The following is a 21488-nucleotide window of genomic DNA, read 5'->3' as shown; positions in this document are numbered from 1 at the left end:
GAATATTTGTCGCTAATACTTGTTTTAAGGTAGGGTTTTCCCACCTGCATAAGTGGGAGATTGGCCATGACAGCATCGTATTTGCTTGACGCGACGGATACCGAACTTGATCGTTTGCCAGACAATGTTGATAGCAGCATCATCACGCTGGTTGATCTTTGGTATGATGCCTTTGCCCAGGCAGGCAGTGAAACCATTCCGTCCCGCACCATTTTACGTGCCGAACGCCTGCGGCAATGGCGTGATGACATTTGCCTTTATGAATATCTTCCCGTCAAAAATGACTTCCTTGTGCGCATAGATGCCCCGTCAATCGTCGCCCTGAATGGCGAGAGTTTTCAGGGATCTACACCGCGCGAGATTGATCTGAAATACGGTACCTGTCTGATGGCGGCTCTGCATAAAACCCTTAAGACAAAGCGGCCGACATTCCACTATGTGCATCTGATCGGTCCGCATGGCAATCGTCGCCAATGGTTGCGGGTTTTGATGCCGGCCCAGACGGTTGATCATTTGGGTGATCCGGTTTTTCAGGTTCTTGGCGTGCGTTTCGAGTATGAGCCCATGCATTACATCTGATATCTGGCGGGTAGGGGATGACAGCGCAATACAGTTCGCAGGACAAGGAAGTTCCGCTTGAAAGTCTTGGGGAAAGCGCACCGCGTCAGGCCCGAGACCTGCTTGCGCTTTGGTGGCAGTTCGCCGACGGCAATATGCCAACACGTGATGATTTCACCCCGGATAATTTGAGTTCCTGGATCAACGATATCAGCATTTATGAATACCACCCCGACAAGGATGATTTTCAGATACTTCTGGAAGGGGAAAACATCGTCGCGCTGACTGGCGAAGATTGGCGCGGTGCCTTTGCCCGCGAAGTCGATTGCCATTTCTCAACGTCACTGCATGCTGCCCTGTCAATGGCGCGGACCACAGGGCAGCCGCAGCTTCATCAGTTGCAAGTTTTCCAGAAGGAATGGCGCAAGGGTATCCGTCTTTTACTGCCTGTAGTGCTGAAAAAAGAAGGCCAGGAAGACGTTCTTCAGGTCTTCCTGGCCATTTTCCCGATGTCGGAAATGATGTCGTAATCAGGTCTTATCCTGACAAACCGGAACTCTTTATTCCTTGCCTATTTCCATATCGTTCAGGTCGTCTTCGACGGCGCTGGAAAGGTGTTCGAAGATGTCGCCCATCGCACTTTCAACACGCTGCCAGCTCGGAATGAACGGGCTTTCAAGCGGGTTTTCAAGATAGTGCTGACCGGCACTGATGATGACTTCGGACAGAACCTCGACGCATTTTTCTTCTTCGTCGCGATTGATCTTAAGGCCGTTAAACAATGCATCGGCGCGATATTGTTCGATCAAATCCAGTGCAACGCGATAATAGGTTGCCTTAAGAGTACGGAATGTCTCGTGCGAGAATATCGTGCCCTGGGTGGCGAGTTTGCGGAACAGGGATTTGGCAATATCGCCAGCCATACGTGACAGCCCGTCATCTTTTTGTGCCGGGTCAAATTCACGGTGTTTGTGGTCATAGACGTCAGCGATATCGACCTGTGCCAGTCGATGCACCGTGTGATTACGATACATTTCCGAAAGCATGGAGACTTCAAGCCCCCAGTCAGACGCAACCCGCAAGCCATAGGCAACATCGGTCCGGATCGCCATTTCGCCCGACAGGGAATAGCGGAAACAATCAAGATAGTTCAGGAAGTCTGTCTTGCCGACCACCTGTTTGAGTGCCCGGATGAGCGGCGTGACAAACAGGCGGCAAACCCGACCTTTAAGTGTGCCATTGGCAACACGGGCGTAATAGCCCTTGGCGAAGGCAAAATTAAATGCCGGATTGGCAATCGGATACATCAGTTTGGCCGGAAGATCGGGGGTATAGGTTGCAATGTCGCAATCATGAATGCCAATCACGGAACTGCGCCCGGATGCCAAAGTATATCCCATGCAATACCAGACATTGCGCCCTTTGCCAGGTTCGTAACGGGCAAGATCATATTCGGCAAGCCGGTCATGAACACTGCGCAGGCGCGGTCCGTCATTCCACAAAATGCGGACATGCTGGGGCAGGTCTTTGAAAAATTCGCGGGCATGCAGATATTGCTGGGCATTGGCCCGGTCCAGACCAACCACGATCTGATCAATATATGTGGCCTGTTTAAGGCCATTGACGATGGTCGTCATGGCCGGTGTTTCAAGTTCGGAATACAGGCACGGCAGGATCAGGGTTTGGCGCCGCTGGCGGGCAAAGGCCGTCATCTCGTAGGCGAGTTCTTCCGGGTTGCGGTCAAGGATGCGATGAAGTGTTGTAATCGGGCCACCCTGATGGAAATCAGCCATGAAGTACCTCGCTGTTTTTATTGGTGTTTGTTATCTCGTCAAGAATTGCATTAACCGCTGCATTCCATCCTTCCGGACCGGGATGCGGCGCAAGTTGCAGGTTGGAATGTTCAAGAAGCAGTGCCGTGCGACTGCGATGTTTTTGGGGGATTTGAACGGTAAAATCGGCTTCGGCAAGCATCGGTATATCGTTCGGGGAATCTCCCAGCGCAATCGTCGTGAAATGTTTGATCGGTGTTTCGGATGTGTCGTCACGGTTCAGAACCATCAGGCGTTCCAGCATCCGTTTCATGGCATGCCCCTTGTTTGAAGGGCCGCACAAGGTGTGGAAGCGACCGCCCTTGGTCAGATTAAGCGACCATCGCGCGGCGATTTCCCGGCCTTTGGCAACATCCTTTGCCGAAGGTTGCCAAATCAGCGGGTCTGAGCAATGACGCTGTCCGGCGCGAATGGCATCTTCAAGTGGAAGGCCGGTTTCAAGTGCGATGACTTCCGGTGAAACGGTTCTGAAACTGCCAAGCGGGACATTGACCGCGCCTTTGATCTGGTCGCGTGCGGTATCAATGGTTTCGATGGATGGGCCGTGCTGTTCCATTGTTCCACGCAGCCAGATGACCCCGCCATTTTCGGCAATCAACCCGTCAAAAAGCTGTGATGTCTGATTAAGATGTTCAAGTTCGGCAAGGGTTTTGGACGACACGGCAATCAATGGAATGCCAAGAAGTTTCACGCGATCAAGGGCCGGACGTGCGGCGTCCCAGCTATAGGTGTCATGATCAAGCAGTGTGCCGTCAAGGTCGGTGAAAATGGCAATGGCGCGGCTGTAAGGCATCGTCCCGTTCTGTTGCGGTTTTAACATATGTGAGACCGGAAATTGATCTCTTGGCCATAAGCTTAGCACACTGATCGGGTGGGATCGACCTTTGGGGAGGTTAAATTTTATTCACAAGTGTTTTGTGGTTAAAAAATATGCGTAGTGCGTGCCGGTTGTGAAGTTTATGTTGGCTTTAAACCTGTTGCTGTTCTTGCCATATGAAAGAGTGATAGGGTTGCTTGTTCAATGATCCTTCGGTGATTTCGCTTCGAATATCGGATTTCACATTTCCGGAGATGCCTATGGGTTTGGGGCGGGACAATTATATACTGCGGCTATTGGCGATGGTGGCATTTGTCGTTGCTTTGTGCGGTTCGGCCGGCAACGTTCGGGCCGATAGCAACGATCCCGCAAAGCAGGATGATGATAAGGAAATCCGGGTCGCGGTTGGTGAATGGCCACCAATGGTCAGCGAAACACTTCCCAAATTTGGCAAACATGCCATGCGGTTTCAGGCAATCTTTGAGGCCATGGGGTATGATGTGCAGTTCGTATTCGTCCCTTGGCAGCGTGCATATGAACAAACCCGCCATGGTGTCTATGTCGCGACATTCCCCTGGTTGTCGACCAAAGAACGGTATGAAGATTTTAACGTTCCCCGTTATCCAATCGCCCAAGCCCATCAAAAGGGGTTCTATAAACCGGCACGTTTCCCGAACGGCGTTGATTTGAACCAGCTGGCCGATGTTTCCCTTCTTGGTCTGCGCCCCGTCGGGGTGGCCAGTTACTGGTACGAGGACGAGTTCAGGAAACTCGGTGTTGCAGCCGATATCGTCAATAATTCAGAAAGCGCCTGGCGCTTTCTGAATGCGGACCGGGCAGATATCATGTTCGAGGAAGAGGAAGTCGGCTGGTATGATCTTGAACGCTTGCTTGGTGCAAATGCCGCAAAAAACTATGCAACGACCAGTCCGGTAACGACGCGCAATATGTTCATCCTGTTTTCACGCAACCATCCGCGTGGGGAGCAATTGATGCAGGCCTACGATACGTTCATGGCATCTGCGCAGGGACAGGAAATCTGCAAGCAATGGTCCATCTGCACGGCCGAGGTTCCTGTTTCATCTGATTAAACCGTGACAGTGTGACTAACATTGTCTTGGCATCAGGCTCTTTATGCTCTGTCAGCCAGCTTTCTTGGTTTGATCGTATCTTTCCCGTGACCCAGAACCAGATCGGATTCCATCCATAACCAAATATGGATACGTGTTCGATTTGTCCAATTATTATCCCGGTTTGTCCATTCTGTCCAAGTGGCAACGGGCGTATTGTTTCCTCAATGGAATGGTTCTTATTCCAATAAAACCAACAACCGCTATCTTGCGAGGAAATCGTCATGCATGTCCCTGTCGTCATTATCGGTTCTGGCCCGGCTGGCTTGCTTCTTTCCCATCTGTTGCATGTGCAGGGAATTGAATCCGTCATTCTGGAACGCAAAAGCCGCGACTATGTCGAAGGCCGCATTCGTGCCGGTGTTCTTGAAATGGGGACGGTTGACCTGATGAAACGGGTCGGGGTTGATGCCCGGATGAACAAGGAAGGCATCATTCATGGCGGTATCTATATCAGTGTGAATGGCAAGCGCACCCACGTGAATATGGAAGAGCTTACCGGCGGTTCGACAGTGATGATCTATGGTCAGACCGAAGTGACCAAAGACCTGATCGCAGCCCGTCTTGCCCACGGCGGCGAGATCGTGTTCGAGGCCGAAGATGTCAGCCTGCATGATATCGACAGTGACAAGCCGCGTGTTCGATATGTCAAAGACGGTACCGAGACCGAGCTGTCCTGTGACTATATCGCGGCGTGTGACGGGTTCCATGGTGTTGGCCGCAAAACACTTCCGGGTGTTCAGGAATTCGAGAAGGTCTATCCGTTTGGCTGGCTGGGGGTTCTGGCCCATGCAAAGCCGGTTGCGGATGAGCTGATCTATGCCAAGCATGAACGTGGCTTTGCGCTGTGTTCCATGCGTTCGGAAACAGTCGTGCGCCACTATGTGCAGGTGCCGATCACCGATAAAATCGAAGACTGGTCCGATGATCGTTTCTGGGCAGAGCTTCGCACCCGTCTGGGTGAGGAAGACGCCGAACTGGTCAATGAAGGCGACGTGTTTGAAAAAAGCATCGCACCGCTGCGCAGCTTTGTTGCCGAACCGATGCAGCATGGCCGCCTGTTCCTGGCAGGCGATGCTGCCCATATCGTGCCGCCGACCGGTGCCAAAGGGCTTAACCTTGCGGCAAGTGATGTTCACTACCTGTCCGAAGCTCTGATTGCGAAATACAAAAACAACCGCGAAGACCTGCTGGCAGGTTATTCCGATACGGCCCTGGCACGTGTCTGGAAGGCTGAGCGGTTCTCGTGGTGGATGACCTCGATGCTGCATACTTTCGGGGATCAGAAAGAATTTGACGGCCGCATTCGCGATGCCGAATTGCAATATATCCTGTCTTCCAAGGCAGGATTGACGAACCTGTCGGAAAATTACGTCGGTTTGCCTTACTGATTGACGTAACGGGGATACCCACCCCCGAAGAAGAGTACCCGCTCTTCATTTCCGCCCAGAAATTTCCGGCAGGAAAATGGAACGGTCCGCAGCCCACGCGGGCCGTTTCTGTTTTGGGCATCCTTTGATGCTGCCCGAAAATGATCACAATTGAGTTTGGAACCAGTTCGGTCCCGCCACGTTTTCATAGTGTTGGTTCAAGATACAACAGGAGAAAACCATGGCGACCAAGACCGAGACGACGGCAGATGCAGCAAAACTTCAGGCCGATGTCGATGCCCTGCGCAAGGATCTGGCAGAGGTCACCAAAACCCTTAAGGCCATGGCAGGCGAGGGCGCGCAAACCCGGACCCAGGCCGCCGCCGAACGTATTCGCGAAGTATCGGATCAGGCACGTGACCAGTTTGATCATGCCCGCGATGTTGCGGTTGAACGCGTGCGTGAACGTCCGCTTTCATCGGTTGCCGTGACATTCGGTGTCGGTCTTCTGATTGGCCGTCTGCTTCAGAAATGATTGATCATCTGACAGATGCGCTGATTTCGGCGCTATCGGATGTGGCGAAGACTGCGGCACGAAAGTGCGCGGTCTTTGCCGCGATCGGTATTGTGATGATGATTGGTGGTGGCTTTGTAATTGCCGCAATCTATATGGCGCTTGCCGCCAGTTTCGGGCCAATTGCCGCGGCGACCACGCTGGGCATAACCCTGGTGACGTTTGGCCTGATTGCCCTTGCTGTGATGATGCAACAGAGCCCGGAAGTCGGGGCTGAACCATCATCGCAAAGCGCGTCGGCGGGCGGCAACGATACCCGTGAAGATGACGTTTTGTTCGATCTTCTCGTGCATTCGGCCATGACCGGCTACGCGACGGGACAGGGTGACAGATCAAAGATGCGATCAGGATTTGATCAGATGGTCACGGACCTGAATGCGCTTGGGCTGTTTGACCGTAAGACGACGGTGGGCCAACGCGACGAGGATGATGCAGATAGAAAAATGGCGGGATAGCATATGCTTCCCGCCATTTTTGAATTTGTGATATGTGGTCGGCTTATTCGCCGTGGAAATGCACGGTGCCGATATAGGGCAGGTTGCGGTTGTTCTGGGCATAATCGATGCCATAGCCAACAACAAACTCGTCCGGGATATCAAAGCCGCAGAAATCAATCGGAATTTCAGCTTCGCGGCGCGACGGCTTGTTCAAAAGCGTGCAGATTTCCAGACGGTTCGGATCGCGGGTCTTAAGCAACCGCACAACTTCCGAAAGCGTATAACCGGTATCAATGATGTCTTCGACCAGAAGCACATCCTTGCCACGGATTTGACCGTCAAGGTCTTTGACGATGCGCACATTGCGCGAGCTTTCGGTGGAATCGCCATAGGAAGAAGCAACCATGAAGTCGACTTCGACCGGAACGGTCAGCTTGCGGGCCAGATCGGCGATGAACACGAAAGAGCCGCGCAGCAGGCCAACAACAATCAGCTTTTGGGTATCTTTGAAGCTTTCATTGATCTCGGCGGCAAGCGCGTCAATCTTGGTGGCAATTTCGTCCGCCGTGATCAGCGGCTTGACATCATAATCGGCCATAAATTCTGGTCCTGAAGCGTTGGGTTGTGATGTTTGGCTTGCTAACACAGGACGGTCGTTATGGCCAGCCCGTGAATGGTAACAGAAGTATAATCCCTTAGATCACAAGCATATTATCGCGTCATGGGCGAGGCAGATCATGCCATTGCGCGGCAGGGGTGCGCGATCCTGAGCGACTTTATTGCCGTGACCATCAAGATGTTGGCGAGGCAATTGTATTTTCAATGGTCGAATGCGGGATAAGTGATTTCAGGTTTCGGTTTCTGACCAGTGCCAAAAATGCCTGTGCCGCGGGGGACAATGTTCGCCCGGATCGCCAGACCAACCCGATCTGTCGAAGCAGGACCGGACTTTCAAGCGGTCGGAAAATCAGGGGGGATCGTCCCAGCACCGGCAATGTCAGGGATGGCAGGGCGGTAATGCACAGGCCCTGGGACACCAGCGCACCGGCGGTTGCCAGATGGGCGACTTCAAAACGGGGCCGAAACAGGAAATTGTTTTGCGTGCAGGCTGCATCAATAACCGCACGTACACTGGTTTCGCGTGACATGGCAACCATTGGTTGGGCCAGAATTTCTTCCCATTGATAGGTGCGTTCTTCCTGCAAAAAGCTGTTCGGTGCGCCAACCGCGATGAACCTGTCACTTAGCAGCCGTTGAAACGAAAGATTATCGCTGTTTTCAACCACATCGGCGGTAAAGCCGATATCGGCCCGTCCCATTTCAACTTCGCGCAGCACCCCATCCGAGAGCATATCATTAAGCTGAAGATCAACATCGGGGTGGGTGGCCATGAATTCGGCAATCAGGGGCGGCAGCAAACCGGCCGTCACGGATGGCAGTCCCGCAATCGTCAATTTGCCGCGCCGGGTATTGAGATAGGTATCAAATTCCGCAAGCGCAGATTCCGTGGTGTTCAGGATGCGTTCGGCGAGTCTCAGGAACATTTTGCCCTGATCTGTCAGGGCAACGTTGCGGGTGTCGCGGTCAAACAGGCGGGCTTGCGTACGTTCTTCGATGCGGTTGATTTGGCGGCTTAGTGTTGAGCCAGAAATGCCAAGTCGTTGAGCAGCCTTACGAAAACTGCCGGTTTCTGCCAAAAGACAGAAAGAACGTATTTCATCTGGATCAAGATTGATGCGTTTCATGCATCAATTATCTCACTATTTGATCTTCCTGCAATAAAAAACCTGAGCCACACTTTCCGTCCGTCGAGAATAATCAAAGCCCAAGACTTGCCGACGGATCGTAAAACATGCCTGCAAAGGCATAGGGAGGAAATATTATGAAATTCACGAAACTCGCCTTGGCGGGCGCGCTTGCCATTGGTTTGTCGGTCCCTGCATTCGCACAGGACAAATTGCTGATCGGTTCAACCTCGGCTTCTTCTTCGCATTATGGTTACTTCGTTTCGGTCGCCAAACTGATCAATGATGCCAAAAACGATATCGAGGCATCGGTTGTTGAAACTGGTGCGACCATGGATAACCTGCGCCGGATTGAACGCAACCAGATCGACCTTGGTCTGGTGACCACCAACGTAGCCCAGCATGCCCATTCCGGCACCAAGGCCTTTGATGGCAAGGCAATGGAAAATCTGGGTCTGCTTTGGGTTTATACCGGCGCACCGCAGAACGTGATCGTGCGCGAAGATGCCGGTATCAACAGCCTTGCCGAACTGGCCGGACAGCGTTTCAATCCCGGCATCAAAGGGTCTGCGACCGAAAGCACGACCGAGGCTGTTTTCCAGGCGCTTGATCTGTCATCGGACTATGTTCGTGGTTCGACCACCGATGTTGTTGACATGATCAAGGATAACCGCGTGACCGGCTATGTGAAATCCGGTGCGGGCCTTAAACTTGACAGCTCGACCCTTGATATCGCGACCTTTACGCCGATCAAGGTTCTGAGCCTTACCGATGCCCAGAAACAGGCATTGATTGAAAAAATGCCTGACGTGTCTGTGGTGGATATCCCGGCAGGTGCCGCCGATGGCGTTCCGGCCTATTCGACCTGGAGTTTTGGCGTTGGTGTTGGTGCCTCGTCCAACCTGTCGGAAGATGCGGCTTACAAGATTGTTGACGCGATCATGAAGGACAAGGACGTTCAGGGTGCGGCAATGGCCAGCGTCAAGGGTGTCGATCTTGCCAAGCTGACGCTGCAATATGCGACCATTCCCCTTCATCCGGGTGCTGCGAAATGGTTCCGCGAAAACGGGTATGAAATCCCGGCGAACCTTGATCCCGCAAAATAAGAACAAGCCTTGATACAAAGGGAAAACCGCCATGTCTGGACGTCTTCGGGACGGGTTTGCTTTGCTCGTCGGCATCTTCGTGTTCTATACGGCCGCAACGGGCCCGTTTGAAAGTCTGATCCAAAGGGCGGTTTTTCTCGCGCTTGTCACCTGTCTTGGACTAAGCCTTTTTCCGCTGGGGCAGGGTACGCCCTGGCGGAAGGCGGGCCTGATTGTTGATCTGGTTCTGGCCGCAGTTACGGTCACGGCATGTTCCTATATTGTCGTGAACTACGACGAGATCATGACGACCCTTCCGTGGGCGACCCGGCTTGATATGATCCTGACGCTGGGTCTTGTTGTTACGGTGCTGGAAGTCGGGCGTCGTGCGGTTGGCCTGATCTTTCCGGTGCTTGTTATTGCCGGATTGCTTTATGCGCTGCTGGGTAAATATATCCCCGGCAGCATGGGGCATCGCGGCTTTGATCTTGAATTCGTTACCGAAACCATCTTCCTGGGTGATCTTGGAATTTGGGGCATGCTGACCGGGGTGGCTGCCACGGTGATTGCCGCCTTTGTCCTGTTTGGGGCCTTGTTGCTTCATACCGGCGGCGGGCAGAGCTTTATGGATCTGGCCATGCGGCTGGGCGGTCGGCAACGGGGTGGTGCGGCCAAAATCGCGATTATTTCCAGTGGCCTGTTTGGCATGATTTCGGGATCGGCGGTGGCTAATGTCGCAACCACCGGCAATTTCACCATTCCGATGATGCGTCGTCTTGGCTATCCCGCACCGCTTGCCGCCGCGGTTGAAGCCGTTGCATCGACCGGCGGGCAGATTGCCCCGCCAATCATGGGGGCGGCGGCCTTTGTCATGGCCGAAATTCTTGGCATTGCCTATGTCGATGTCATGGTGGCGGCCATTATTCCGGCAATTTTGTTCTATCTTTCGGTTTTTGTGACGGTCCACATCGTTGCCACCCGCCGGAATCTGGCCCTTGTGCCAGAGGACGAGCTTCCGGCATGGGCCGATATTCTTGCACTGCGCAAGGTTTTGCCGATTGTTGCCGCCCTTGGCTGTCTTGCCATCGGTATTTTCATGGGGCGTTCGGTTGCGACATCGGCCTTTTACGGCATGGCCGGATTGTTGGTCGCATTTGTTGCGACCTCTGTCGGGCGGCTTTCGGTGCGTGAAATGTGTGTGCGCGTTCTGGACGGGGTTACCGATGCCGGCAAGGGCATGGTGATTATCGGTGTATTGCTTGCCGGGGCGCAAATCCTTGTTTCCATGATCAACATGACCGGCATCGGCGTGACGCTGAGTTCGATGATTGTTGCGATTGCAGGCGATTCAACGGTTCTGGTCGCGGTGATTGTCGGCCTGGTGTGCCTGATTATGGGCATGGGGCTTCCGACCACGGCGGCCTATGTTCTGGTAGCGGCGGTTCTGGCGCCGGCCATGACGGCGGTCGGGATCGACCCGCTTACGGCACATCTGTTTGTGTTCTATTTCGCGACCATTTCTGTGATCACGCCGCCGGTTTGTGTAGCGGTATTTGTGGGTGCGGGCATTGCCCAGACCAACTGGCTGCCCGCGGCGTTCGAGGCGGTACGTCTTGGGGCGCTGACCTATGTTGTGCCGTTCATGTTGCTGCTGTATCCGGGCATGATTGGCAGTGGCGGTACATTGTCGGTGATCAATGCCATTCTTTCGGGCCTTGTTCTGGTGGTGGCTATTCCGGCATTGCTGGGCGGACAGCCGCTTTGGGGGCGTTTGTGGATGGATCGGGGGCTGTTGCTGATTGTTATTGCGATTGCGCTTTGGCCGGCCATGTTGACCCCGTTTATCGCGGCAGGGTTGCTGGGCGCTTGTCTGTTCTTTGGACGTGAATCGCGCCGTGCCTTGCAGGAGGTTGAGCAATGAAAACCATCCGCATTGGCACCGGTGCCGGATTTTCCGGTGACCGGGTGGAACCGGCACTTGATCTGGCCAAGCATGGCGATATCGATTATCTGGTTTTTGAATGTCTGGCCGAACGCACCATTGCACTTGCCCAGCAGGCAAAGATGCGCGACCCGAATGCCGGATTTGATCCGTTGCTTGAACGGCGTATGCGGGCGGTGCTTCCGGTTTGTCATGAAAAATCCATCCGGGTGATTTCAAATATGGGGGCGGCCAATCCGGTTGCCGCTGCCAAAAAGACTGTGGCAATTGCCCGCGAACTTGGTTTGACCGGGTTAAAGGTGGCGGCCGTCCTTGGCGATGATGTTCTTGATATTCTGTCGCCCGACGATTTCCGGATTACCGAAACGGCCAGTTCCCTGCGCGATTTCAACAAACAGGTTGTATCGGCAAATGCCTATCTTGGGGCGGGCGGGATTGTTGATGCCCTGAATGCCGGGGCGGATGTGATCCTGACTGGGCGGGCGGCCGATCCGGCGATGTTTCTGGCACCGCAAATTTTTGAATTTGGCTGGAAAATGGATGACTGGTCCCTGCTTGGGCGCGGGACTTTGGTTGGTCATCTTCTGGAATGTGGTGGACAGATCACGGGCGGATATTTTGCCGATCCGGGGATCAAGGATGTGCCTGATCTGGCGCGATTGGGTTTCCCGATTGCCGAAGTCAGTGCCGATGGCAATGCCGTGATCACCAAACTTGAAGGAACGGGTGGCTGTGTAACTACGGCAACCTGTAAGGAACAGCTTCTTTACGAAGTGCATGATCCGAAAAAATACATCCAGCCCGATGTGGTCGCCGATTTTTCCAATGTCTGCATCGAAGAAATTGGCCCCGACCGGGTTGCGATATCCGGTGGTGATGGCGCGCCCAGAACAGGAAGTCTTAAGGTGTCGATTGGCTATATCGATTCCTGCATCGGCGAAGGCCAGATTTCCTATGCCGGGCCAGGCGCGGTTGCCCGCGGGCAGTTGGCACTTGATATCCTTGATCAACGCATGGATCTGGCCGGGATCACCTGTCAGGAAAAACGTGGCGAGCTGATCGGGGTTAATTCGATCATCAGCAATGCCGATATGACAAGTGCCGAGCCCAATGAAGTGCGCTTGCGTTTTGTCGTGCGCACAGATGATCTTGCGACAGCAACACGGATCGGCGAGGAAGTCGAAAGCCTTTATCTGAACGGGCCTGCTGGTGGCGGCGGCGTTACCAAAAACGCACGCGAGATTGTTGCAATCGTGTCGGGCCTGTTGCCCGAACATCAAGTGCAAACACATTTCGAAATGATGGAGGCATAGGAATGCTGTTACGTGACATTGCCCATTCTCGAACCGGCGATAAGGGCAATATTTCCAATGTTTCCGTGATTGCCTTTGACCCGAAGGACTGGGATATCCTGCAAAGCCAAGTGACCGCCGAACGGGTGCGCGCGCATTTTGGCGCGATGATCACCGGCCCGGTGGAACGGTTTGAATTGCCGCAGATATCGGCACTGAATTTCGTGATGCATGATGCACTGGCCGGTGGTGTGACCCGTTCACTGGCCCTTGATCCGCATGGGAAATGCCTCAGTTCCCTGATCCTGACGCTTGATATCGACAAGTCCAACCCATAGGGACTGTATCGGGCTGTCTGACGATGTGAATTACGCCGCCTTGAAAATGATCGGGCTGTCGCCTTCGTGCCATTGATCATATTTCATCATGGCGCGTTCAAAGAATGACGATTGCAGAAAATCATTCAGCCAGCGTTGCAGATGGACAAATGGCATGGCATCGAAGGCTTCGAGGTCGGTATTGGCAAACTGGCGGATAAAGGGCGCTATCGCGAAATCAGCCAGCGCCGGACGTGACCCGAACAGATATTTGCCAACCGCCAAACGACCATCAAGACGGTTCAGAATCTTTTCCGCATCCCGGCGATGTTCGGCGGGATCGGCATCCTCGTAGCGGTTGAAATATTTATAGCGGTCGAGATGATATTTGAACGGCCCGTCATTCTGCGAAATAAGGGCCAACATATCGTCAAGCGTACCGCTTTCGGGCATCAGCCAGTCATGCGGATCATTTTCCGCCAGTGCCCAGACCATGATTTCAAGGCTTTCATCAATCACGGTGCCATCAGGAAGGATCAGGACCGGGACCGTTGCCTTGGGGGATGCATCGATCATGCTTTGTGGCTTGTCGCGCAGGACGACTTCGCGCAGCTCGACATCAATATCAGCCGCCAAAAGCGACAGACGCGCCCGCATCGCATAGGGGCAGCGCCGGAAACTGTACAGGATCGGGCGTGCGGTGCCGTTCGTGTCCGTCACAGGATCGGACATGATATCAGACGTGGCATCGGATACTGGCTTTGGGTCGGTTGCTTGATCAATCTGGGACATATATTCGGATTAAACGGTGCATGGGGTGATTGCAACCGCTTATGCGCGCGATGGCGCAGTGATGGTTATGATCCGGGGTTGGGATATGGTGAAAATCGAATAAATAGGCTCTTTTTTGACGTTGCGGGCTTGATTTTCGGGGGCAGATTGTGAAAGGACAGTGCACCAGTTTTACGACAGACACGGGAAAGAGGGCAGACGCCAAAGCGTCGATGCGATATCCTGTGATCTGAGAGATTAAAGCCGATTGGAAAGAACGAGGGGCAAGTCCTATGACACCGACCGAAATCGCGCGCGTTACCGATTATCTGCGCCGCACTTTTGACAATAACCAGATCGCTGTTGATGCACCGAAAAGAAAAGGTCATCCGATCGAGATGCGCGTTGGTGACGAGTTCGTTGGCGTTTTGCATCGTGATGAAGACGAAGGCGAAGTCAGCTATTCGCTGAATATCGTCATCCTCGAAGAAGACCTGCCGCCGGCACCGTGATCGGCTTTCGGGCCTGAAATAAAAAACGCCCCGGTCATGCTGGCCGGGGCGTTTTTGTTTGTCTGCAAGTGGCTTCTTGCCGTGTTACGCCGCATCCTTGGCAGCGTCTTCTGATTTGATGACCTTATGGTTGTCTTCATTCATGCCAAGTTTCCAATAGCTTGAAATATAAAGATCATCTTTGCCAAGGCCACGTTCCTCGCGGAAATAGCCGCGCAGTTCCTTCATTGCACTGAATTCACATGCCGCCCAGACCGACGGGCGTCCGTCAGCCCAGGGAAGCTTTTTGACGACATCGACAAGCGCATTGGTGACTTCGCCCGGACGCGGATTGATCACCCATTCGATGGTGATGTTGTCAGGCTTTTTGATCGACTGAATGTCGGCCTCTGAGCGGACTTCGATCACGGCATATCCACGTGCATCGGCCCCCAGTGTTTCCAGATTGACCGAAACAGCGGGAAGGGCCGTCATGTCGCCCACAATCAGGAACCAGTCGGCGGTGGCATCCACAAGCTTTTTCGGACCGGGGCCGCCAACCGTAATCACATCACCGGGCTTGCAATTAACCGCCCAGTTTGATGCCGGGCCGCCATGATCGTGATCATCATCGCCATCACCATGCATGACAAAATCAAGATCGATCTCGCGGCCCTTATCGGTCATGCGGTCGTGACGGACGGTATAGGTCCGGCGCAATACGCGGTCCTTGTCATCGCCTTCAATCGGGAAGATCAGTTTGACATAGGCGCTTTCCTGATCCTCAGGAAAGCCTGCCATGCCTTCACCACCAAGGGTAACGCGCAGCATATTGGGGGTGACTTGCGTTTTTGCGATCACAACAAGATCGCGCGGGGCAGGTCTGTTCATTAAAAACTCCTAAGTCCTATCCACAGGGATCGAGGTTATCTGCCATCAGATTGGCGATTTCGACAAAATCCCTGATTTGTTGGGGGGTAAGACCGCGTGTCATTTTTGATCTGACATCTTGTTCAACCGCACGGAATGCTTCCATGCGGGTTTCGCCTGCGGCCGTCAAATGCAGTGTCTGGCTGCGTCGATCAATGGGGTGCGGGCGGCGTTCAATCAGCCCATCATTTACAAGTTCCTGCAAAAGCCGCGTGATGCGGCCTTTGTCCTGACCAGATTTTTCGGCCATTTGCTGGGCGGTGATGCCGGGAATGCGGATAAGCCATTTCATCACGCGCTTGTGCGAAATCGGCATCGGCATATCGGCATCGACCATCGCATTCATCAGGCTGCGTTTATAGGCATGAACAAGCCGATGCAGGGTTTCACCCGGGACGTGTGCCTGATCCTGTTCCTGTTCGATCATGATCTCTCTCGCTCTTTCTCAAACTTACAGGCCAGCCGGGGCCGCAATGCGCCCGGTACGAAGGGCATGGCGACGACCTTCGCAAATAAGGGCCGATGCCAGGGCCGCACCGCTTGCCACCATCATGATGGTATCAAGCTCAAACCCGCCGCCGGTGCCAATCAGGATCGCGGCAAGGGCCGCACCAACCGATTGCCCGGTCAGGCGTGCGGTCGATAACATCCCGCTGGCACCGCCCGAACGTTCGCGTGGCGAACTGGTCAGCATCAGGCGGTTGTTGGGGGCCTGAAACAGTCCAAACCCGATGCCGCATACCGCAAGGGCGGCGATGATCCCGACATAGCTTCCACCCGCCGGAACAAAGGTGACGGCATAAAGCCCGATGGCAAACACCATCATGCCAAGCCCGGTCAGACGGATCGGCGAATATTGATCGGCCAGGCGTCCGGCAACGGGGGCGGCAACCGCGGTGGCAAGCGGCCATGGCGTCATCAAAAGCCCGGTGACGGTCGCGCTATAACCCAGCACGTCATGGAAATAGAAAGGCAGGGTGACAAACGCAATCATCTGGGCGCAAAAACCGCAAATCGATGACCCGATGGAGCATGCAAAAATCGGCAGCTTCAACAGATCAAGCGGCAACATCGGCCGATCCTTTGACAATTGACGACGCACCAGAAACGCACCGGCAATGATCGCAATGGCAAATTGCGCGGTGATCAGGGCCGGGCTGCTTTCGGTGCCGACATTGCCAAGGGCCGAAATCAGACCACCAAAGGTCAGTACATTCAAAAACGCACTGATGAAGTCAAACCGGGTGCGGCTTGGCGCGTTAAAGGGCAGGGTGAAATAACCGACAATGATCGCCAGTACCGAAATCGGCACATTGATCAAAAACAGCCAGTGCCAGCTTGCAACCGCCAGAATGGCCGATGCGATGGTCGGTCCGCCTGCGGCCGATACCGAAACCGTCATGGCGATCCAGCCGATTGCCCGGCCAAGCTTGGCCTGCGGGAAGATATGGCGCATGACCGCACCATTGATGCTCATCAGTGCGGCGGCACCAAGACCCTGCAACACGCGGGCTGCGGTCAGGATTTCGATATTCGGGGCCATGGCGCACAGAAACGATGCAATCCCGAAAATCGCAATCCCGCTCAGATAAACCTTGCGAAACCCGATGGCCTCGCCAAGGGCGGCAAGCGGCAACAGTGCAACGACGATGGCCAACTGATAGGCGGTGACAACCCAGATGGCATGGGCGGGTGAAACGCCCTGATCCTGCGCAATGATCGGCAGCGCGACATTCATGATCGTACCATCCAGCACGGCCATCATGATGGTCAGCAACACCGCAATGGCGGCAAACCCGGCCCGCGGGCTTGGCAATCCATCCGGGTAAATGGTGGTCGAAATCTTCATGGGGCGATTTCACTTTCAGACTAATAACGGTGCAACACGACACATTCCAAGCGGACGGCAAAACGTTGCGCAATTCGGTGATACGCGAGGGGTGCGGGGCGAATACAGAGGCGGGGGAATGGGGCGATAAGACCTCTGCATCCGCAAACTTAATTGGTTGACTATATCAACTATATGAAAGTGGTTGATTGTGTCAACTATATTCTCAAACCTGCTCTTTCAGATAGTTTCGAGACGTGCCGCAGGGGCGTAACATCAAGGAGATGAACAGGGAGGATGGAATATGAAAACCCCAGTGATTCTTGCTATCGCCGCGCTGATTACGTTCGGGGCGCATCCCATGCCAGCGCAAGCCGGATCAGAACCGGCAATCGTCGATCAACTGATCGAACATGGCGGCGGCTGCCGCAAAAGCTCCCCGCCGGGGCAGTGTTGCCATATGGATCGCAAAGCGGGGACGGTGCATTGTCATTAGGAACAGATACTGTTCTAAACTCCAACTTCATGATGTGGGTTGCATTGGACGGCCACATTGATGCGGATGAATGTCTATCAGTAGCTATTTTCCGACGACGGGCTTTTTCGATAGAATTTGCCCTGCATATGAGATGTCTGGGATCTAATGCTGAGAGCGACTGTACTCATTAATAACTATGTCGCAGGCCTCTAGCACCGACGCACGGACTTCTCCAACATACACTTTCATTTCAATAGTAGATTTTTCGACATAGTCGCGGGAAAACAAGTGATTGCTAGTGGAGGTTGGGTAGGCATCGCATTCAGAGGCTACGCCTTTAAATGGCAGTAATAACTCCAAGTTAGAGCTTTGCAACTGATTACCCAAAAATACAATTGTCCGACACGCATTTATCAAATCTATTTGTTCGGATTTCACCAGAATACATAAGCGAAGGATTTCAGATTTGATCGCAATCTCATCGACATTCGCTTTTAAGCACTTGTTCTCCAGCCAAGTCAAAAACTCGGTACACAAGTCCTTATCTATTGGATTGTTGATTTCGGAATTCGCGAGAGCCTGAACAATTGTGTCAATTTGCTCTGCGTATGCAGCCTCATACTCCAAGTCTTCGCTACATTCGACCAGATTTGCCCAGTCTGCGATCTCTTGAGCCGAGATGTATCCTTTCATAAAGCGCAGGAGTAACGTTTGAAGCATTACAGCCTCAAGAATGACTTTCGGGTCCTCATAATTCCTATCAAAAGTAGCCAACCCTTTTGATAGCTGAGCGCTACGGCCTCGAAGCCAAAGCAAGTCTTGCAAGGCTGCTCTTCGTTTTGGGTGCACTTTGGGAGCTCCCGTTATTTCGAATTGATGCTCTCTGCCAAGCATAAAGAGACAGGTTTAAATTTGGGCAAAGTCATTGCTCCAAACACTGCGGATGGCCGCAGGCGCTTTGGCAGTTTTGGACGACGCGGTCCTGATCTGTTTTGTTGCACGAGAATGTTTTTGCAAAATCAAGTGCCGCGACCCGGCAGGCCTCTGTGCGGTAGGGGATGGTGATATCGCTTGTCACGCCCGTATCCGGGCAGGTGATTGTGGTATCAAATTCCTTAAGCTTTTCCCCTGCAACGGTGCTTGTGCCCGTTGAGGAACCTGTGCCACCGACATTGTTTGAAGCGGGCAGGGACAGGTTGCTAAGCCGGGAGTTATAGGCGCTTTGCAGGTTTCGCATGTTGCTGCCGCCGGTTTCACCGAGGATATCACTTGCGAATGCGCCGCCGATTTCGGCCATGGAGGTGGCATCAATATCGGCAGAGCCGATGGCAACGGCACCGGCGGTCAAGGCAATGACCTTGCCGAAATCGAAGTCGCTGCCAACAGCATCGACCCAGACGCCACGGTCGTAAGTTACAACGCCTTCGTTCTCGCCGAAAATGCCATGTGTTGTTTTCCGGAATGAACCGTGTCGTTCGCCATCGACATAGGGGCCGGCGTAAAACTCATGCATCGAGTTTGCGACATCCATGTCTGTCGTGTAGCCAACGCCGTTAAGTGTGCCATCTTTCCATTGCCCGATGGTTGTGCCGTTTGCGGTGTTTGACCAGGCGCCCCAGCCATTCAGGCTGCCATCATGATAAAAGCCGATCCAGACGTGCCAGATGGAACCGTCGGCATAATCGCGTTCAAGCTGCTTTGCGCCAAAACCTTCGAGCTTGTCGGCCTTGTATTGACCAACTTGATGCACATGCAGAAGGTTGACATATCCCCAGACATTCATGCCAAAGCCGTCAAATTGGCCGCGGTCATTGAAATCGCCATAGAGATGCCATTGATAGCCATCCGGTCGCGTTTGTGTGGTGAGTATACGGGCGTTGTGGTTTTCACCGGGGATGCCGCCAATCTGGGTTGTGCGACGACCGTCTTTGCGTTTCATGGTGAAGATGCCACTGGTCATCACACCCTGATCAAACTCGCCTACAAATATGGCGTCTGACTGTGCTGCGCGAAGTCTGCCAACGCCGTGGGCCAAACCGTTTTGGCAACTGCCATTGACAAACTGCCAGTCAAAACGGGTTGGTTCATCGTCCTGATTGAAGAAATAGCCCTCCTTGTCGGTGATTTCACAGCCTTTATCCGATCCGATAACCGGATAAAGGCTTGTCACCGCGGTTTCGAAATCGACCCGGGTCAAGGCCATATCGGCTACAAGTTCGTTGTGGTCATAGAGATCCTTGAAGTTATCAAGGATGGCCTTGTTGCGCGGGTCAAACCGGGTCTGGTATTCCGGACCGATCATCCGGTTTGCCATAACGATCTTGTCGATCCGTCGTTCAAGGTCTTTGACATGGGGCGCTTCGATATACGGATTGGTGCCGTACAGTGCCATGTTTTGTGTGTATTCAGCGCGTTCTTCCGTCACACAGGCAGAAAGCGATCCGAGTGCCGCAACGACAAATGCCGCGCGCAAAAGTGACTGCATCAATGTGGTTCCCCCAACCAGTCTGGCCCAGAATGTTTGTGCTCAATCCGGTAATGTTGTGAAAACCGATTTGTGCAGCGCATTATGGTTGAAAAGGTAAAACCTAACCGAATGTATGGTCAAATGAATTTCGACGTTTTAACTGTGTCTACAGTCACATAGGGGCGGTGCGCCGGAAATGGCGGCTATGACGACAGGCAGGCGCTTAGCAAATAGCCACCTGTCGGGGCTTCCCAATCGACCATCTCGCCAAGGCAATAGGTGCCCGGGCGTTTGATAAGCTGGAAATTCTCGTCGAGTTCTTCCCATGCCACACCGCCTGCGGTGCTGATGGCTTCGTCGATTGGGCGGGGCTTTTTGATTTTAAGGGCGAGGTTTTTGATCGCTGTTGCCAGTTTGGCCGGATCGTTTTGAATGTCGCGCTGGGTGACTTCGAAGATCATGGCCGTTTTGGTGGCATCAAGGCCAAGCGTTTTGCGCAGATGATTACCAAGCGAGTTTTTGCCGCGCGGTTTGGCAAGACGTGTGGTGACGTCTTCAATCGTGCGGTCGGGGCAGAGGTCAAGTGTGAGGGTTCCGACGCCGGTTTCAAGCCATTGATCGCGGAGCGTCGCGGATATGGCATAAACCGCACTGCCCTCGATCCCGGTTTTGGAAATTACGAATTCGCCGCGTACAGTCTGGTCGCCACAGGCAAGCGTCACGGCCTTGACCGGTTGTCCGGCACATTTATCGATCAGATGATCCGTCCAGTCGATATCAAAGCCGCAATTGGCCGGTTTGAAAGGGTTGCACTTGATGCCTGCGGCAACAAGGATATCCATCCATTTGCCGTCCGAGCCCAACCGTTTCCAGCTTCCGCCGCCAAGGGCCAAAATGGTGATATCGGCCTGTACTGTTACATCGCCATCGGTTGTTTTGAAAACCGCCTGACCGGCATCGTTCCAGCCGGTCCAGTAATGGCGGTAATGGATCACACAGCCCAAACCATCAAGGCGTCGCAACCATGCCCGCAAAAGCGGACTTGCCTTCATTGCGGTCGGGAAAACCCGGCCCGAAGACCCGACAAAGGTTTCAACACCAAGCCCCGCACACCATTGCCGGATTTGATCGGGGCCGAATTTGCGCAAATGCGGTTCAAGACGTTCACGCGATGCACCATAACGGGTCAGGAAAGTTTCCAGATCCTCGCCATGGGTGATGTTAAGCCCGGATTTCCCCGCCATCAGGAATTTGCGCCCGGCACTTGGCATGCCTTCATAGATCGTGACCGCATAACCATCCCCGGCCAGCCGTTCAGCCGCCATCAAACCGGCCGGGCCCGCACCAATCACCATGGCGGTTTTGCCATTGGGGGCGGGCTTGGCTGGATTGGCGGGCAGGGCGTTGGTTTGGGTCATGGATGC

The 21488-nt window shown here is 53.7% G+C and carries 23 protein-coding genes; 12 read left to right on the top strand and 11 right to left on the bottom strand.

The annotated features are described in order from the left end of the window. The first annotated feature begins 66 nt into the window (after positions 1 to 66). A complete protein-coding gene (locus TH19_RS16300; RefSeq protein ID WP_114103416.1) occupies positions 67 to 579 on the top strand; it encodes a hypothetical protein in 513 nt (170 codons plus the stop codon). Positions 580 to 596: 17 nt separating this feature from the next. Further along, positions 597 to 1088, top strand: coding sequence for a hypothetical protein (locus tag TH19_RS16295; protein WP_114103415.1), 492 nt, complete (start codon positions 597 to 599; stop codon positions 1086 to 1088). Between the two features lie 30 nt (positions 1089 to 1118). Here TH19_RS16295 and TH19_RS16290 read toward each other — a convergent pair whose 3' ends face one another. Both TH19_RS16290 and TH19_RS16285 read right to left on the bottom strand, forming a co-directional pair. Beyond that, positions 1119 to 2351, bottom strand: coding sequence for a glycosyltransferase family protein (locus TH19_RS16290; protein ID WP_114103414.1), 1233 nt, complete (start codon positions 2349 to 2351; stop codon positions 1119 to 1121). Then, entirely contained in the window at positions 2344 to 3183 is an 840-nt protein-coding gene (locus tag TH19_RS16285; RefSeq protein WP_114103450.1) for an HAD-IIB family hydrolase, read from the bottom strand. The genes TH19_RS16290 and TH19_RS16285 overlap by 8 nt, the downstream gene beginning before the upstream one ends. A gap of 284 nt (positions 3184 to 3467) precedes the next feature. Here TH19_RS16285 and TH19_RS16280 point away from each other — a divergent pair, with 284 nt between their 5' ends. The 4 genes from TH19_RS16280 to TH19_RS16265 all read left to right on the top strand — a co-directional run bounded on the left by TH19_RS16280 (position 3468) and on the right by TH19_RS16265 (position 6736). Then, positions 3468 to 4298 carry a substrate-binding periplasmic protein gene (locus tag TH19_RS16280; RefSeq protein WP_181846443.1) on the top strand — a complete coding sequence of 277 codons (831 nt, stop codon included), beginning with the start codon at positions 3468 to 3470 and terminating at the stop codon, positions 4296 to 4298. A gap of 263 nt (positions 4299 to 4561) precedes the next feature. Further along, positions 4562 to 5728: a 4-hydroxybenzoate 3-monooxygenase gene (pobA, locus tag TH19_RS16275; protein WP_114103412.1), complete on the top strand. Its 1167-nt coding sequence runs from the start codon at positions 4562 to 4564 to the stop codon at positions 5726 to 5728. 220 nt (positions 5729 to 5948) lie between these two features. Further along, positions 5949 to 6242 (top strand): ElaB/YgaM/YqjD family protein, encoded by a 294-nt coding sequence (locus TH19_RS16270; RefSeq protein WP_114103411.1) that lies wholly within the window; start codon positions 5949 to 5951, stop codon positions 6240 to 6242. Further along, a complete protein-coding gene (locus TH19_RS16265) occupies positions 6239 to 6736 on the top strand; it encodes a hypothetical protein (protein ID WP_114103410.1) in 498 nt (165 codons plus the stop codon). The genes TH19_RS16270 and TH19_RS16265 overlap by 4 nt, the downstream gene beginning before the upstream one ends. 43 nt (positions 6737 to 6779) lie before the next feature. Here the strand turns inward: TH19_RS16265 and hpt are convergent, their stop codons facing one another. Next, a complete protein-coding gene (hpt, locus tag TH19_RS16260) occupies positions 6780 to 7316 on the bottom strand; it encodes a hypoxanthine phosphoribosyltransferase (RefSeq protein ID WP_114103409.1) in 537 nt (178 codons plus the stop codon). Between the two features lie 193 nt (positions 7317 to 7509). Further along, positions 7510 to 8463: a LysR family transcriptional regulator gene (locus TH19_RS16255; RefSeq protein ID WP_114103408.1), complete on the bottom strand. Its 954-nt coding sequence runs from the start codon at positions 8461 to 8463 to the stop codon at positions 7510 to 7512. A 137-nt stretch (positions 8464 to 8600) separates the two neighbouring features. Here TH19_RS16255 and TH19_RS16250 point away from each other — a divergent pair, with 137 nt between their 5' ends. From TH19_RS16250 to TH19_RS16235, 4 genes are read left to right on the top strand one after another with little or no spacing between them, the layout of a single operon-like run. Next, positions 8601 to 9569, top strand: coding sequence for a TAXI family TRAP transporter solute-binding subunit (locus TH19_RS16250; RefSeq protein WP_114103407.1), 969 nt, complete (start codon positions 8601 to 8603; stop codon positions 9567 to 9569). Between the two features lie 31 nt (positions 9570 to 9600). Then, positions 9601 to 11469 (top strand): TRAP transporter permease, encoded by a 1869-nt coding sequence (locus TH19_RS16245; protein ID WP_114103406.1) that lies wholly within the window; start codon positions 9601 to 9603, stop codon positions 11467 to 11469. Further along, positions 11466 to 12803 carry an acyclic terpene utilization AtuA family protein gene (locus TH19_RS16240; protein WP_114103405.1) on the top strand — a complete coding sequence of 446 codons (1338 nt, stop codon included), beginning with the start codon at positions 11466 to 11468 and terminating at the stop codon, positions 12801 to 12803. The genes TH19_RS16245 and TH19_RS16240 overlap by 4 nt, the downstream gene beginning before the upstream one ends. A gap of 2 nt (positions 12804 to 12805) precedes the next feature. Next, on the top strand, positions 12806 to 13120 hold the full coding sequence (locus TH19_RS16235; protein ID WP_114103404.1) for an AtuA-related protein: 315 nt from the start codon (positions 12806 to 12808) through the stop codon (positions 13118 to 13120). 30 nt (positions 13121 to 13150) lie between these two features. On the opposite strand, the gene TH19_RS16230 is transcribed toward TH19_RS16235, so the two are convergent. Beyond that, entirely contained in the window at positions 13151 to 13891 is a 741-nt protein-coding gene (locus TH19_RS16230) for a glutathione S-transferase (RefSeq protein WP_258547994.1), read from the bottom strand. A gap of 272 nt (positions 13892 to 14163) precedes the next feature. On the opposite strand from TH19_RS16230, the gene TH19_RS16225 reads away from it, so the two are divergent. Continuing rightward, positions 14164 to 14382 (top strand): DUF3126 family protein, encoded by a 219-nt coding sequence (locus TH19_RS16225; protein WP_114103403.1) that lies wholly within the window; start codon positions 14164 to 14166, stop codon positions 14380 to 14382. A gap of 84 nt (positions 14383 to 14466) precedes the next feature. On the opposite strand, the gene TH19_RS16220 is transcribed toward TH19_RS16225, so the two are convergent. The 3 genes from TH19_RS16220 to TH19_RS16210 are packed head-to-tail and all read right to left on the bottom strand — an operon-like array spanning position 14467 to position 17140. Further along, positions 14467 to 15252, bottom strand: coding sequence for a siderophore-interacting protein (locus TH19_RS16220; RefSeq protein ID WP_114103402.1), 786 nt, complete (start codon positions 15250 to 15252; stop codon positions 14467 to 14469). Positions 15253 to 15268: 16 nt separating this feature from the next. Then, positions 15269 to 15718 (bottom strand): MarR family winged helix-turn-helix transcriptional regulator, encoded by a 450-nt coding sequence (locus TH19_RS16215; RefSeq protein ID WP_114103401.1) that lies wholly within the window; start codon positions 15716 to 15718, stop codon positions 15269 to 15271. 24 nt (positions 15719 to 15742) lie between these two features. Further along, complete coding sequence (locus tag TH19_RS16210) at positions 15743 to 17140, bottom strand: MFS transporter (RefSeq protein ID WP_114103400.1); 1398 nt, start codon at positions 17138 to 17140, stop codon at positions 15743 to 15745. A gap of 283 nt (positions 17141 to 17423) precedes the next feature. Between TH19_RS16210 and TH19_RS16205 the strand changes: the two genes are divergently transcribed. Continuing rightward, on the top strand, positions 17424 to 17615 hold the full coding sequence (locus tag TH19_RS16205) for a hypothetical protein (protein ID WP_114103399.1): 192 nt from the start codon (positions 17424 to 17426) through the stop codon (positions 17613 to 17615). Between the two features lie 144 nt (positions 17616 to 17759). Here the strand turns inward: TH19_RS16205 and TH19_RS16200 are convergent, their stop codons facing one another. The 3 genes from TH19_RS16200 to TH19_RS16190 form a co-directional block, all read right to left on the bottom strand. Then, the gene (locus TH19_RS16200; RefSeq protein ID WP_147250779.1) at positions 17760 to 18422 is read right to left on the bottom strand and encodes a hypothetical protein; all 663 of its coding nucleotides are present in this window, start codon (positions 18420 to 18422) and stop codon (positions 17760 to 17762) included. 97 nt (positions 18423 to 18519) lie between these two features. Further along, on the bottom strand, positions 18520 to 20082 hold the full coding sequence (locus TH19_RS16195; protein ID WP_114103397.1) for an MORN repeat-containing protein: 1563 nt from the start codon (positions 20080 to 20082) through the stop codon (positions 18520 to 18522). A 185-nt stretch (positions 20083 to 20267) separates the two neighbouring features. Then, positions 20268 to 21482, bottom strand: a complete 1215-nt coding sequence (locus TH19_RS16190; RefSeq protein WP_114103396.1) for a TIGR03862 family flavoprotein — start codon at positions 21480 to 21482, stop codon at positions 20268 to 20270. Between the last annotated feature and the right edge of the window lie 6 nt (positions 21483 to 21488).

This window comes from Thalassospira profundimaris, assembly GCF_003326675.1.
Taxonomy (GTDB): Bacteria; Pseudomonadota; Alphaproteobacteria; order Rhodospirillales; family Thalassospiraceae; genus Thalassospira; species Thalassospira aquimaris.
This window is presented reverse-complemented; position numbering and strand designations above follow the sequence as displayed.